This is a genomic window from Actinomadura decatromicini (genome assembly GCF_008121305.1).
Classification (GTDB): Bacteria; Actinomycetota; Actinomycetes; order Streptosporangiales; family Streptosporangiaceae; genus Spirillospora; species Spirillospora syzygii.
In genome coordinates this window covers 157831-171955 of record NZ_VSRQ01000001.1, presented here as the reverse complement: position 1 = coordinate 171955, position 14125 = coordinate 157831, and the positions used below count along the sequence as shown (strand labels likewise).

Annotated in this window: 13 protein-coding genes; 12 read left to right on the top strand and 1 reads right to left on the bottom strand. The window is 74.9% G+C overall.

Annotated elements, in window-relative coordinates; genetic code table 11:
• The first annotated feature begins 126 nt into the window (after window positions 1–126).
• Window positions 127–729 carry an ATP-binding protein gene (locus tag FXF68_RS00745; protein ID WP_246178097.1) on the top strand — a complete coding sequence of 201 codons (603 nt, stop codon included), beginning with the start codon at window positions 127–129 and terminating at the stop codon, window positions 727–729.
• A gap of 9 nt (window positions 730–738) precedes the next feature.
• Here FXF68_RS00745 and FXF68_RS00740 read toward each other — a convergent pair whose 3' ends face one another.
• Window positions 739–1350: a TetR/AcrR family transcriptional regulator gene (locus FXF68_RS00740; protein WP_148756886.1), complete on the bottom strand. Its 612-nt coding sequence runs from the start codon at window positions 1348–1350 to the stop codon at window positions 739–741.
• A gap of 50 nt (window positions 1351–1400) precedes the next feature.
• On the opposite strand from FXF68_RS00740, the gene FXF68_RS00735 reads away from it, so the two are divergent.
• The 11 genes from FXF68_RS00735 (at window position 1401) to FXF68_RS00685 (ending at window position 14081) form a co-directional block, all read left to right on the top strand.
• On the top strand, window positions 1401–1973 hold the full coding sequence (locus FXF68_RS00735) for a GNAT family N-acetyltransferase (RefSeq protein WP_246178082.1): 573 nt from the start codon (window positions 1401–1403) through the stop codon (window positions 1971–1973).
• Window positions 1970–2503, top strand: coding sequence for a hypothetical protein (locus tag FXF68_RS00730; protein ID WP_148756884.1), 534 nt, complete (start codon window positions 1970–1972; stop codon window positions 2501–2503). Before FXF68_RS00735 ends, FXF68_RS00730 begins: the two co-directional genes overlap by 4 nt.
• 14 nt (window positions 2504–2517) lie before the next feature.
• Window positions 2518–3804, top strand: coding sequence for a bifunctional cobalt-precorrin-7 (C(5))-methyltransferase/cobalt-precorrin-6B (C(15))-methyltransferase (locus tag FXF68_RS00725; RefSeq protein ID WP_148756883.1), 1287 nt, complete (start codon window positions 2518–2520; stop codon window positions 3802–3804).
• Window positions 3805–3876: 72 nt separating this feature from the next.
• Window positions 3877–4503: a precorrin-8X methylmutase gene (locus FXF68_RS00720; RefSeq protein ID WP_148756882.1), complete on the top strand. Its 627-nt coding sequence runs from the start codon at window positions 3877–3879 to the stop codon at window positions 4501–4503.
• A complete protein-coding gene (gene cobC, locus FXF68_RS00715) occupies window positions 4500–5525 on the top strand; it encodes an Rv2231c family histidinol phosphate aminotransferase CobC (RefSeq protein WP_148756881.1) in 1026 nt (341 codons plus the stop codon). The genes FXF68_RS00720 and cobC overlap by 4 nt, the downstream gene beginning before the upstream one ends.
• A 22-nt stretch (window positions 5526–5547) precedes the next feature.
• Window positions 5548–6615, top strand: coding sequence for a nicotinate-nucleotide--dimethylbenzimidazole phosphoribosyltransferase (gene cobT, locus FXF68_RS00710; RefSeq protein WP_148756880.1), 1068 nt, complete (start codon window positions 5548–5550; stop codon window positions 6613–6615).
• 162 nt (window positions 6616–6777) lie between these two features.
• Window positions 6778–8016, top strand: coding sequence for a uroporphyrinogen-III C-methyltransferase (gene cobA, locus FXF68_RS00705; RefSeq protein ID WP_148756879.1), 1239 nt, complete (start codon window positions 6778–6780; stop codon window positions 8014–8016).
• Window positions 8013–10037, top strand: a complete 2025-nt coding sequence (locus FXF68_RS00700) for a dynamin family protein (RefSeq protein ID WP_246178079.1) — start codon at window positions 8013–8015, stop codon at window positions 10035–10037. The genes cobA and FXF68_RS00700 overlap by 4 nt, the downstream gene beginning before the upstream one ends.
• A complete protein-coding gene (locus tag FXF68_RS00695; protein ID WP_148756878.1) occupies window positions 10034–11740 on the top strand; it encodes a GTPase family protein in 1707 nt (568 codons plus the stop codon). The genes FXF68_RS00700 and FXF68_RS00695 overlap by 4 nt, the downstream gene beginning before the upstream one ends.
• 98 nt (window positions 11741–11838) lie before the next feature.
• On the top strand, window positions 11839–12300 hold the full coding sequence (locus tag FXF68_RS00690) for a single-stranded DNA-binding protein (protein WP_148756877.1): 462 nt from the start codon (window positions 11839–11841) through the stop codon (window positions 12298–12300).
• 491 nt (window positions 12301–12791) lie between these two features.
• Window positions 12792–14081 (top strand): GGDEF domain-containing protein, encoded by a 1290-nt coding sequence (locus tag FXF68_RS00685; protein WP_148756876.1) that lies wholly within the window; start codon window positions 12792–12794, stop codon window positions 14079–14081.
• Window positions 14082–14125: the final 44 nt, after the last annotated feature.

Here is a 14125-nt window from a genome sequence, read left to right as displayed (position 1 = left end):
CAATTCCGCGAATGCAGTTGCGAAGGTGAGAATCTCACGAGACCCTTGGCCCTGTAACGGCACGGGGACCGATTGTGACGGACCTGGCGGTGGGACGCCCGGCCGGCCGGAACGCGGGAGGAACCCGTGAACAGCACGTCAGCCCAACCGACGGCAGCCGAACCGACGGCGGAGACGATGTCCGATGCGATGACGGCCGATGCGATCACCGCCGACGCAGCGACGGCCGCGGCCGGGCGCTCCGCCCGGGTCGGCGCGCGGCCCGGCTGGGTCTGGGCCCTTCCGGGCGGGCCGGGCTGCGCCGGGCACGCCCGCCGCGTCCTGCGCGACGCGCTCGCCACGCTGGGCGTGCCGCCCGGCGCGATCTGCGACGCGCAGCTCATGGTCAGCGAGCTCGCCACGAACGCGCACCAGCACGCGGGCGACCACGGGCCGCACGAGCTGTGGCTCTACCTCGGCGGCGCGGAGCCGCCGGAGCCGCCCGAGCCGCCGGACGCGGGCGCGGCCGGGGAGGTGCGCTGCGCGATCTTCGACGCGTTCGCGGAGGCCGCGCTGCCCGGCTACTCCTGGACGTCCGGCGACTGCGGGCGCGGGCTGAGCATCGTCCGCGAGCTGTCCGGCGGGCGGTGGGGGACGCGGCGCGCCCGGTCGCGGCTCGGGCCGTCCGTCCGCGGCAAGGCCGTCTGGTTCGCCGTGCCGGGCGCGACCGCCGCCGCCGCGCTCCGCTAGCCAGACCTTCTAGTCCCCCGCCGGGCGGTCGCGTTCGAGGGCCGGGCCGATGTCCTTCACCAGCGCGAGCAGCGACCGCGCGAGAAGCGTGTGGACCTGCGCGCGGTCGAGCGTCCGCTCCTGCAACCACTGCCGGGTGGCCGCGTCCGCCAGCCCGGAGTAGACGCGCAGGACGGCGCGCAGCGTCTCGGTCGGCTCCGGCACCCGCAGGACGGCGAGCATGCGCTCCACCGTCTCGTCGCGGAACCGGTTCACGATCCGCAGCAGCTCCGGATCCTGCCCGAAGCCCTCGGCGTCGAGCGCCGCGAACCAGGTCGTCGCGTTGCGCTCCGCCGTGTCGAGGAACAGGTCCACGCACAGCTCGACTGCCTCGGCGAGGCTGAGCCGCTCGTCCGGCGGCGGCGCCTGCAGCGCGGCCTCCGCCGTGAGCCCTTGGACGACCTTGAGGAACAGCTCGCGCTTCGTCCCGAAGTAGTAGTGGATCAGGCCGCGCTGGACGCCCGTCTCGCGCGCGATGGCGGCGGTCGACACCTCGGCGTAGGGGAGCTCGGTGAACATCCGCCGCGCGACGTCCAGGATCTGGGCGCGCCGTTCGTCCGGGGACAGGCGCTGGTAGCTCACCGCGACAGCCTATGCTGTGCGGTGGTCGAGGCAGGCGGAGGAGAGCGCGGGTGAACGCCTTCGATGGACAGGTCCGTCTGGAGGGCGAAGGGGTCGTGCTTCGCCCGTTCGGACTCGACGACGCGCCCGCGCTGATCGAGGTGATCCGCGCGGGTGAGGACTTCCTCCCGCCCAACTTCCCGGGCGTCCTGGAGGCCGAGCCCATCGCGTGGTTCCTGCGGGAGGGCGTCCACAAGCTCCAGCGGTTCGGCCTCGGCATCCACCTCGCGACCATCCATCCCCGCACCGGCGACCTGCTCGGCACGATCGGGCTGTTCCGCGTGAACTGGGAGCACCTGAGCTGCGAGGTCGGCTACGGCATGCGGCCCGGCGTGCGCGGACGCGGCCACGCCACCGAGTCCCTCTCCCTCATCACCGCCTGGGCGCTGCACCACTGCGGACTGCACCGCGTCGAGCTGCGCGCCATGGTCACCAACGGGGCGTCGCTCCGCGTCGCCGAGAAGGCCGGGTTCGTACGCGAGGGCGTCGCGCGGGGCGCCGAGCGCGACGCCGACGGGATCAGCCGCGACATGGTCGTCTTCAGCCGGATCTCGACCGACCCGGCGCACAAGGGGCAGCGATGAGCACACGCGTGGTCCACGGCGCGACCGCGGGCGAGGCGGCCCGCCGGATGATGCCGACGCTGCCGGGATCGTGCTTCGCGGAGGCGGGCCCGGACCGGCTCGGCGCGGCGGTCGAGCGCGCGGTCGCGGACGGCATCGAGCGGTTCGTCCTGGTCGCGGGCATGGACGAGCAGACCGCCTTCCTCGGCGGTACCGGCGTGCTGGACTCGATCACCCTGGACATGGACGGCGGCGCCGCGCTCGCCGCCGAGGTCGCCGACGCCCCGACGTCCCGGCACGCCTACGAGCTGTGGGAGTCCGCCGGACGGCTCGGCCCGTGCGGCCGGGAGCTGTGCCGCCGGACCGCCGGGGAGCTGGAGCGCCTCGCCGCCGCTGCCGCCGGGACGTCCGCCAGCCCGGTCGCCGCGCAGGTGGTCCTCGTGGACGCGGAGGGCGAGCGCATGGTCGGCATGTACGGCCGCATGAGCCGTAGTCGGGCCCGGTCTCATGTGGGGGGACGACCCCCCACACCCCCCGGAACGGCTCGGTAGGCGGCGAGCAGGCCATGCTGACGGTCGTCGGCCGTGACGGTTCGCCCCTCGCCGAGGCGGCGCGGGCGGCGCTGGACAACGCCGCCCTGGTCATCGGCGAGGCCCGCCTGCTGGACGCGCTGCCCCTGCCGCCGGACGCGAAGAGAATCGCCACCGATGACCCGGTCGGCGCCCTGCGAGGCGTGGACGTCACCGACCAGGACGTGGTGCTCGTCGTCGACGGCGACCCCGGCCATTTCGGTGTGTTGCGGCCGCTGCTGGAAGACGGTCAGGGCCCGGAGACGTTCCCCGCCGCGCCTCTGGTCGCGCGGGCGTTCGCCCAAGCGGGACTGCCCTGGGACGACGCGCTGGTCGTCTCCGCCAGGGACGGGCACCTCAGGCAGGCCGTGAACGCCTGCCGGGCCCATCCCAAAGTGGCCGTGCTGACCGGGCCTGGGGCGGGGCCTGCGGAGCTGGCGCGCGCGCTGTTTCCCGTCACTCCACGTTCGTTCGTCGTCTGCGAAGACCTCGACGGGCCGGGGGAGCGGGTCGTTTATGTCCGTCCGGCTGAGGCGACCACTCGTCCTTGGAATGAGCCGGACGTGGTGCTCGTCCTCGACAACCGGCGCGCACTGGGGGAGTCGTGCTGGATCTCGGGGACCGCTCCCGGGCCCGCCGGATGGGCGCTTCCCTCGGACGCGTTCGGCGACGGCTCGGGGCCCCGGCCGGAGGTGCGGGCGTTCGTCCTGGCCAAGCTGGGCCCGCGGGTCGGGGACATGGTGTGGGACGTGGAGTCCGGCGACGGCTCGGTGGGCGTCGAATGCGCGCGGTTCGGCGCGGCCGTGGTCGCCGTCGACCGCGACTACGCGACGTGCGAGCGGATCCGGGAGAACGTCCGGGTGCACGGGGTCAAGGTGGCGATGGCGTCGGGGGACGTGCGCTCGGCGGCCGACCACCTGCCGAGACCCGACGCGGTGTTCCTCGGTCCCGGGGTCGCCGGGGCGGAGGCGGTGCGGGCGTGCGCGTCGCTCGGCCCGTCCCGGCTCGTCGCCGTCGCGCCAGAGGACGGCGCGGCGGGGGAGATGCTGGACGCCCTGGCCGAGGACGGGTTCGCGGCTGCGGCCGTCCGGCTCCAGGCGTCCCCGCTGGACGCGCCGCCGGCGGAACCGGTGATCGTCGTGTGGGGCGAGCGGGGCGTCCCGGCGGCGGGCCGCCGCCCGCCCCGGACCGGACGTCCCATCGACACCACCCCCGCCCTGCCCGCCGAGCCGGATGCCCCTGACGGGCCGGGCGAATCCGGCGAGTCGAGCAAGTCGAACTAGCCCGGCATAGTGCGATAGCGCGCCGCGTCCCGTGACACCCTGGTGGTCCGGAACCCGAAGCAGGAGGCGCAGTTGACCGTCCGTCAGCCCCATCCGATCGAGGTCCGGTCGTACGAGATCCTGCGGTCCCGCGTCGACCTGTCCCCGATGCCGCCGCTGTGGCGGGCCGTCGCCGAGCGGGTGATCCACGCCACCGCCGACCTGGAGTACGCGGTCGACCTCGTGACGAGCGAGGAGCACCTGCACCGGGGCTGGACGGCGCTGCGCGGCGGCGCGCCCATCGTCACCGACGAGGGGATGGTCGCCGCCGGGATCAGCGCCCGCGAGGCGGTCTGCCACGCCAGCGACCCGGCCTCGGCCCGGATGGCGCGCGCCGCCGGGATCACCCGGTCGGCCGCCGCCGTCCGGCTCGCGTACGCGGAGGTGGGGCCGGGCGCGGTCTGGGCGGTCGGGTCCGCGCCGGAGGCGATCGCGGAGATCATCGCGCGCGGGGTGGACCCGGCGCTGGTGGTCGGCGTGCCGGTCGGCTTCGCGGGCGCGCGCGAGGCCAAGGAGGCGCTGCGGGCGAGCGGCCTGCCGCAGCTCAGCAACGCCTCGGAGAAGGGCGGCTCGGTCGTCGCCGCGGCCGCCGTCAACGCCCTGCTGTACCACGAGCAGCCACACCACGAGCAGCCACACCACGAGGAGGGCCGTCCATGACCCGCCCCCTGGACGTCGACCTGCGCCACCACGGCGACGCCGAGGTCGGCGACGGGCTCGCCGACTTCGCCGTCAACGTCCGGACGGGCACCCCGCCCGCCTGGCTGGCCGAGCGGATCCGCGCGTCCGTCGCCGACCTCGCCGCCTACCCCGACCCGCGCGCCGCCCGCCGGGCGGTCGCGCGGCGGCATGGCCGCGCCCCCGGCGAGGTGCTGCTCACGGCGGGCGCGGCGGAGGCGTTCGTGCTGCTCGCGCGGGTGCTCACGCCGCGCAAGGCCGCCGTCGTGCATCCCCAGTTCACCGAGCCGGAGGCGGCGCTGCGGGCCGCCGGGCACGCGGTGCGGCGGGTCGTCCTCGGCAAGGACTTCACCCTCGACCCGGCGGACGTCCCCGGCGACGCCGACCTCGTCGTGATCGGCAACCCCACCAACCCGACGTCCGTGCTGCACCCGGCCGGCGCGGTCGCCTCGCTCGCCCGTCCCGGCCGGACGGTCGTGGTCGACGAGGCGTTCATGGACTGCGTCCCCGGCGAGCCGGAGTCCCTCGCGGGCAGGCTCCCCGCCGGGATCGCCGTGATCCGCTCCCTCACCAAGACGTGGGGCCTCGCCGGGCTGCGCGCCGGATACGTCCTGGCCGACCCCCACCTGGTCGGACGCCTCGCCGACGCGCAGCCGCTGTGGGCGGTGTCCACGCCCGCGCTCGTCGCGATCGAGGCGTGCTCCGCGCCCGAGGCCGTCGCCGAGGCGGAGGCGTGGGCCGTCGAACTGGCCGCCGAGCGGGACAGGCTCGCCGCCGAGCTGGCCGCGCGCGGCCTCTACGTCGTGCCCGAGGCGCGGGCGTCGTTCCTGTGCCTGCGCGTGCCCGACGGCCTCGGCATCCGGGCGCTGCTCCGGCAGCGCGGCTACGCCGTGCGGCGTGGCGACACGTTCCCGGGCCTCGGCCCCGACTGGCTGCGCATCACGGTGCGCGACAGGGCGTCCAACGACGTCCTGCTGCGGATGCTCGGCGAACTCGGCATCTGATCTTCCGGAAAGGCAGGACAGCGTGAACCTGATCGAGGAGACCGTCGCGGCCGTCGCCCCGCCGGACGAGGCGGCGATGCGGGACGCCCGCGACCACCAGGCCCGGCTCACCAAGCCGCCCGGGTCGCTCGGCGTCCTGGAGGAGGTGTCGGTCAAGCTCGCCGGGCTGGCCGGACGGTGCCCGCCCCCGCCGCCCGAGCCCGCCGCCGTCGCCGTGTTCGCCGCCGACCACGGCGTCCACGCGCAGGGCGTCACGCCGTGGCCGCAGGAGGTCACCGCGCAGATGGTGGCCAACTTCCTCGCGGGCGGCGCCGTCGTCAACGCCTTCGCCGCCCAGGTCGGCGCGGACGTCACCGTCGTCGACATCGGCGTCGCCGCCGACCTGCCCCCCGCGCCCGGCCTGCTCGCCCGCAAGGTCGCGCCCGGCACCGCCGACATGACCGGCGGCCCCGCCATGACCCTGGACGAGGCCCGCCGCGCCGTCGAGACCGGCATCGGAATCTCCCGTGAACTCGTGGCGAACGGCGCGCGGTGCCTGATCACCGGGGACATGGGGATCGCCAACACCACCGCGTCCGCCGCGCTGATCGCCGCGTTCACCGGCCTGCCGCCCGAGCGGGTCACCGGACGGGGGACCGGCGTCGACGACGCCACCCACGCCCGCAAGGTCGAGGTCGTCCGCGCCGCGCTCGCCCGGCACGGCCTGCCCGCCGAGGACGCGGACCCGCTGGACGTCCTCGCCGCCGTCGGCGGGCTGGAGCACGCCGGGATCGCCGGGTTCGTCCTCGGCGCGGCGGCGCTGCGCGTCCCGGTGATCCTGGACGGCGTGATCGCCGGCGCCGCCGCCCTCGCGGCCGCCGCGCTCGCCCCCGACGCCGCCGCCGCGTGGGTCGCCGGGCACCGCTCGGCCGAGCCCGGCCACGCCGCCGCGCTCGCCGCGCTCGGCCTGCGCCCGCTCGTCGACCTGGAGCTCCGGCTGGGCGAGGGGACCGGGGCCCTGCTGGCGTTGCCGCTGGTCCAGGGCTCGGTGCGGGTACTGCACGAGGTCGCGACGTTCGACTCCGCGGGCGTCAGCGAGAAGGAGGCCTGAGTCCGTAACCAATCGATCACCGAATGAGTCACGCTCGGCTATCGACTGGCCGGAGGCCCTCTCCATGCACTCCTGAACGCGAGTACCTTTGTTCCACAAAGACAGTTGTCCGTAACCGGCGCCCGCAGGCCGCCCCGCACTTCACGATCGAGAGAACAGCACGTGCCCCCGTACCTGCTAGGACTGCGACTCCGCGGTCGGCGTGTCCTCGTCGTCGGCGGGGGCCGGGTCGCGCAGCGCCGCGTGCCCGCGCTGCTGGACGCGGGCGCCGCCGTCGTCCTGGTCTCACCCGAGGTCACCGCCTCGCTCCAGGGGCTCGCCGAGCGCGACAAGATCGTCTGGCATGAGCGGCCGTACCGGCCCGGCGACTGCGCGGGGGCCTGGCTCGTCCAGGCCGTCACCGACGACGCCAAGGTCAACGGCGACGTCGTCGCCGAGGCCGAGGCCGCGCGGATCTGGTCCGTCCGGGCCGACGACGCCGAGTCCTCGCCCGCCTGGACGCCCGCGTCCGGGCACGCGGGCGACGCCACCGTCGGCGTGCTGCTCGGCGGCGACCCCCGGCGCGCCGCGGGCATCCGCGACGCCGTCGTCGAGGGGCTGCGCGACGGCGGCCTGGAGTCCCGGCACTCCCGCCGCAAGCCCGCCGGGGTCGCGCTCGTCGGCGGCGGGCCCGGCGACCCGGGGCTGATCACCGTCCGCGGGCGGCAGCTGCTCGCGATGGCCGACGTCGTGGTCGCCGACCGGCTCGCCCCCGGCGGCCTGCTGGACGAGCTGCCCCCCGACGTCGAGGTCCTCGACGCCGCCAAGATCCCCTACAGCCGGACGGTCGCGCAGGACCGCATCAACGAGTACCTCGTCGAGCACGCCCGGCGGGGGCGCTTCGTCGTCCGGCTGAAGGGCGGCGACCCGTTCGTGTTCGGCCGCGGCGGCGAGGAGGCCCTGTACTGCGCGCGGCACGGCGTGCCCGTCACGGTCGTCCCGGGCATCACCAGCGCGGTCGCCGTGCCGTCCGCGGCGGGCATCCCGGTGACCCACCGCGGCGTCGCGCAGGAGTTCCACGTGGTCTCCGCGCACGTCCCGCCGGGGCACCCCGACTCGACGGTCGACTGGGCGGCGCTCGCCCGCAGCGGCGGCACGATCGTCCTGCTCATGGCGGTCGAGCGGATGACGCTGATCGCGGCGGCCCTCATGCGCTATGGTCGGTCGTCCGACACGCCGGTCGCCGTCGTCCAGGACGGCACCCTCCCCGGCCAGCGGACGCTGACGGCGACGCTGGGCACGGTGGCCGGTGAGATGGCCGCCGGTGAAGTCCGGCCCCCGGCGATCGTGGTCGTGGGCGACGTCGTCAACGTGGCACGAGAGATCGACATGATTCGAGCGGACATGGGACGGGATCCGTGACACCCCCCGCAGAGCAGAGCGCGGTCCACGACGAGGAGGCCGGCGCCGGCCCGGGCCGCGGAGCGGACGACTCCGCGGCGCCCGGCGAGGGCGCCGCGCCCGGCGCGGGCACGCCCGGCAAGGGCGCGCGGCGGCGGCGGTCGGGCACCCGGTCCAAGAAGGAGTCCGGCGACACGAACGCCAAGGATCAAGAGGCCGAGGTCGAGACGGAGCCCGCCGCCGAGCCCGCGGCCGGGCCCGCGGCCGAGCCCGAGAGCGGCGGCGACGACCGGCCCGAGCGGCCGAAGCGCGCGCGGCGGCGCGCCGTCCGCCCGGCGCGCGGCACGGCCCACCAGGGCGAGCTGACCCGGGCGCTGAACGTCCTGCGCGAACAGCTCGGCGCGTTCGACTTCCTGCTGGACGTCCCCGGCGTCGAGGAGGCCCGCGAGGCCCGCGACGAGCTGCGCGACCAGCTCCAGGACTACGTCCTCCCGCGCATCCAGGCCGCCGGCGCGCCGATGCTCGTGGTGCTCGGCGGCTCCACCGGAGCGGGCAAGTCGACGCTGGTCAACACGCTCGTCGGGTCCCGGGTGAGCGCCACCGGCGTGCTCCGCCCGACCACCAGCAGCCCGATCCTCGTCTGCCATCCCGACCACGCGCGCTGGTTCCTTGAGGGCCCGATGCTGCCCGGCATGGGGCGCGTCCGCGGCCCCGCCCCCGACGCGATCGCGGGCGACCAGCTCGTCGTGATCACCAGCGACGTCCTGCCGCCCGGCCTCGCCCTCCTCGACAGCCCCGACTTCGACTCCGTCTTCGAGGACCACTACGAGTTCGCCACCAAGCTGATGGCCGCCGCCGACCTGTGGCTGTGCGTCACGACCGCCGCCCGGTACGCCGACGCGCAGGTGTGGCAGATGCTCCAGCGCGCCAAGGAGAACGGCGCCACGATCGGGGTCGTGCTGTCCCGCGTCCCGCAGGGCGCCGGGCCGCAGGGCGCCGAGATCGTCGAGCACTTCGGCGCCATGCTGGACGAGAACGAGGTCGGCGACGCGCGGCGGTTCACCGTCCCGGAGACCCGCGTCGAGGACAGCCGCCTCCCCGAGGAGGTCGTCGCCGACATCCGCGCCTGGCTGACCGGCGTCGCCGAGGACGCCGAGGACCGCGAGATCGTCATCGAGGACACCCTCGCCGCCGTCCTGGACAGCTTCCGCACCCGCGTCCCCGAGCTGGCCCGGCAGGTCGAGGCACAGGTCGCGCAGCGCACCGAGCTGGCGCGGGAGGTCGACGCCGGGTACGGCACCGCGCTCGCCGAGCTGGACGAGGCCACCCGCAACGGCTCGCTGCTGCGCGGCGAGGTCCTCGCCCGCTGGCAGGACTTCGCGGGCACCGGCGACCTGCTCCGCTCGCTGCACGCCCAGCGGCCCCGGCGCGGCCGGTCCGCGAGCCGCCGGCGGCGCAGCAGCCCGGCCCGCGTGCGGGCGCTCAAGGCGGCGCTGCGCAGCGGGCTCGAATCACTGATCATGGCGTCCGCCGAGCACGGCGCCGAGCAGGTCATCGCCCGCTGGCGGGACCACCCGGCCGGACGGCAGGTCCTCGCCGCGGCCGGCGCCGACCTCGTGCACGTCTCCCCGGAGCTGTCGCGCCGCGTCACCCGGGCCGTCAGCTCCTGGCAGGACCACGTCCAGGAGCTGATCCGCACCGAGGGCGTCACCAAGCGCTCGGTCGCGAAGCTGGTCTCGTTCGACACCGAGGCGGTCTCGCTCGTCCTGATGATCGGGCTGCTCGGGTACGGCACGTCCGAGGTGGCCGTGGAGGGCGGCAACAGCGCCGTCCCGCAGCGGCTGCTGAAGGCGCTGTTCGGCGCCGAGTCGCTGCGCGGCATGGGCGCCAAGGCCCGCGCCGACCTGCGCAGCCGCATCGGGATGCTGTTCGACGAGGAGGCCATCAGGTTCGGGCAGGTGCTCGATTCCGCCGGCATCCCGGACGAGACCGTCCCCGTCCAGCTCTACCAGGCCACCTACAACCTTGAGGTCGCCCGATGACCACCTCGGCCATCCCCGCGAACCCGCCCGCGGAAACCGGTGGGATCCCGCTCCCGGGCCCCGGCGACGGCGCCGCACCCGCGGCGCCGCCCGGGCTGACCGAACGGCTCAACGGCCTCGACCGGCTCGTCCAGGCGGGCGTCGGACGGCTCGACCAGCCCGTCCTGGAGGACGCCGCCGCGCTCCTCGACCGGGCCGGGCAGCGGCTCCGGCTGTCCGGCGACCACACCGTCGTGACCCTCGCGGGCGGCACCGGCAGCGGCAAGTCGTCCCTGTTCAACGCGATCTGCGGGCTGGAGCTGTCGCCCACCGGGATGCGGCGGCCGATGACGTCCCAGGCGCACGCCTGCGTCTGGGGCCTGGACGGCGCGGGCCCCCTGCTCGACTGGCTGGACGTCGACAAGAGGCACCGCTACGCCCGCGCCAGCGCCCTCGACCTGGAACGCGCCGACGCCTCGCTGCAGGGGCTCGTCCTCATCGACCTGCCCGACCACGACTCGATCCAGGCGATGCACCGCGCCGAGGTCGACCGGTTCGTCACGATCGCCGACCTGCTGGTCTGGGTCGTCGACCCGCAGAAGTACGCGGACGCAGCGCTGCACCGCAACTACATCGTCCCGTTCGCGCGGCACACCGGCGTGACCCTCATCGTGCTGAACCAGGTCGACCGGCTCGCCCCGCACGAGATCGACGACTGCGTCGCCGACCTGCGCCGCCTGCTGGAGGCCGAGGGCCTCGCCGACCCGCGGATCGTGACCACCTCCGCAATCGCCGAGGACGGCGTCTACGGCTTCCGCGACATCCTCGTCGACACCGTCGCCGCCCGCCGCGCCCGCACCGAGCGGCTGTCCGCGGACGTCGACCGGGTCGCCGAGCGGTTCGCCGGGTACCGGCTCGACGGCGAGCCCCCGACGACCGTGGACGACGGGCGGCGCGGCGACCTCGTCCAGGCGCTGACCGACGCGGCGGGCGCGCCCGCCGTCGCCGAGGCCATGGAGAGCGCCTACGAGCTGCGCGCCGCCGACTTCGTCGGCTGGCCGGTCGCCGCGATCGTCGCGCGGCTGCGCTCCGACCCGCTGCGCCGGATGCGGCTCACCGAACTGCGCGAGGAGTTGCGCGGCGCCTTCACCGGGCCGATCGGCGCCCAGCAGGGCGACGTCGACAACGCGCTCCAGGGCGTCACCGAGGGCATCACGCCCGAGCTGCCCGCCCACTGGGGACGGTCCGTCCGCGCCGCCGCCCGCGCGCACGCGACCGAGATCCCCGAGGCGCTCGGCGAGTCCCTGAAGGACGCGCTGCCCACGTTCAACCAGGTGCCGCGCTGGTGGTGGCTGGTCAAGACCTGGCAGTACTTCCTGGTGCTGGTCGCCGTCCTCAGCGTCGTCTGGATCGGGTTGCTCGTCGCCTACGGCGTCTTCGACCTCGGCGGCGACAACCCCGGCGGCCTCCTCGGGGAGCCGGGCCTGATCCCGTACGTCGCCGTGCTCGTGGTGTGCACGCTGGGGATGGGGTGGCTCACCGCGTCCGCGTGCCGGAACCTGGTGGCGCTGTCGTCGGCGAAACACGCCGAGAAGATGGAGCACCACATGCGCGTCGGCATCGAACGTGTCGCGCGGGAGAAGGTGGTCGTGCCCATCGAGGAGGACCTCAAAGTGTACGCCGGCTTCCGCCGGGACGTGGACGTCGCGCTCGGCCGCACCTGAGTTATCCACAATCGCGGCTTCGCTTCCGGGGACCGGTCGCGCTGCGTCACCGTGGACTCGTCAGCACGTGAACTGCACGAGCCCCACGGAGGACGCTCATGAACGAGGCGCACGTCACCATCACCGGCTGGGTCGCTGCCGAGCCCCGCTACGCCGTCACCGCCAACGGGACGCCGTTCCTGTCGCTGAGGGTCGGCTGCACGCCGCGCCGCTTCGACCGCCAGACCGGCCAGTGGCAGGACGACGACGCCCTGTTCCTGACCGTCAACTGCTGGCGGGGCCTCGCCGACAACGTCAACGGCTCCGACTTCCAGCGCGGCACGCCCGTCCTGGTCACCGGCCGCCTGCGGATCCGCCAGTACGAGCGCGACGACCAGTGGCGCTTCTCCGCCGAGGTCGAGGCCCTCACCCTCGGCCCCGACCTGACCCGCGGCACCGCCGACTTCCGCGCCGCCCAGCGCAACGGCCCCCTGACCGAGGAGGACCGCCGCCTCGCCCGCGAGACCGCCGACGAATGGGCCCTCACCCCAACCGAAGAACCCGAACCCAAAGCCGCCTGACCCACCCGCCACCAGAAGCCGATCGCCCTCCCGCCGCCCCGAGCGAAGAAGCGGACCCCTGACCACCCGCCCTAGCCACGCGGCAAGGCGACCTCGGGTAGGCGACAGCACAGCCAAAGGCTGGCGTTCTTTGGGCAGGTGGAGAGGGCGCCTGGCCTTGGGCTTCGGCGGGCGCGGGGTGGGCCGGCGGGCCCTGAGGGGGGAAGTGGGGGGAGGTGTTTCTCCGGGGAGCGGGGGCGTGGCCGGCGGTGGTTCGGCCGCCGGTCGTCGCCCCCGCACCGTCGGGGTTCTGCGGCCTGGTCAGATCCAGGAAACGCCGCGCATGGTGTATCCCCCTCAGGATGTGCCGGGGACCGCGACTCCGCGGTCCCTGATGCGAGGCGACCTCGGCTGTCACCCGCATGTGCGTTCCCGAACGTACCTGTTTCACGCCCCTTCCGCACACGTTGCAACTATCGTGTTACACAACGTGATGCGCGTAAGGGGGAAGGATGACGGCAGTGCAGTCGTCCGCCGAGGACCGTGGTGGGGAGCTGGCCCGCAGGCCGAGGCGCCGGGCGCTTCTGGGGCGTCCGCCCCTGCTCCTGGTCTACGTTCCGGTGGTCGTCGCCGTCCATCTGGGGCTGATCGCCGCGGGGCTGGTCGAGACGCCGTTCCGGATCGGCGACGTCACGACGTTCGCGGCCCTCCTCGCGTGCAGCGCGGTGTGCATCGAGGCGTCCCGGCGGCTCGGCATGCCCGCGGGGGTCGCGCGCGACCTGCTGTCGGCGTGGTGGCTGCCGGTGGCGCTGCTGCTCCCGCCGGTCTACTCGCTGCTGCTGCCGGTGCCGCTCCAGGCGCTGCTGCAGTTCCGGGTGCGGCGGACGCTGATCTACCGGCGGGTGCTGGTCGCGGCGGCGTACGGGATCGCGGGGGCGGGCGCGTCCGGTGTGTTCCACCTGGTGGTGCCGGAGCCGTTAGAGGGGGCGCGCGACTGGGTCGTCGACGGGTATCCGGGCATCCCGGCGGCGGTCGGGTGCGCCGCGCTGTTCACGGTCGTGAACACGGCGATCGTGGCGATCGCCGCGCACGCGGCCAACCCGGAGAGCCGCTGGCGCGACGTCCTCTGGACGCGCGAGATCCTCCTACTGGACGTGGTCGAGCTGTGCGTCGGCATCCTCGTCGCGATCACGAGCGCGCTGACGCTGGGCCTACTCCTCCTCGCGCTGCCCCCGGTCGTCCTGCTGCAGCGGAGCCTGATGCACCAGCAGCTCCAGGCCGCCGCCCGGACGGACGCCAAGACCGGTCTGCTCAACGCCTCGGCGTGGCAGCGCGAGGCCGACACCGAGCTGTCCCGCGCCCAGCGCACCCACGACGCCGTCGCCCTGCTGCTGATCGACATCGACCACTTCAAGCGCGTCAACGACACCCACGGCCACCTCATGGGCGACCAGGTGCTCATCGGGGTGGCGAACACGCTCTGCCACCAGCTCCGCGACTACGACGTCGTCGGGCGGTTCGGCGGCGAGGAGTTCGTCGTCCTCCTCCCCGGCGCCGACACCGTGGAGGCGTGCCGGGTGGCCGAGCGGCTTCGCGGCCGGGTGCGGCGCCTCGCCGTCCCGGCGGAGGAGGGCACGGTGACGGTCACGGTGTCCGTCGGCGTCGCCCTGTTCCGCACCCACGGCGAAGACCTGCTGGAGCTGATGGCCTCCGCCGACCTGGCGCTGTACCGCGCCAAGTCGTCCGGCCGCGACCGCGTCTGTCTCCCCGCCCTCGACGGCCCCCCGGCCCCCGCCGCGTAGCGCACCGCGTAACGCGCCGTGTAACCTCCCGCGCCGCGACGAAG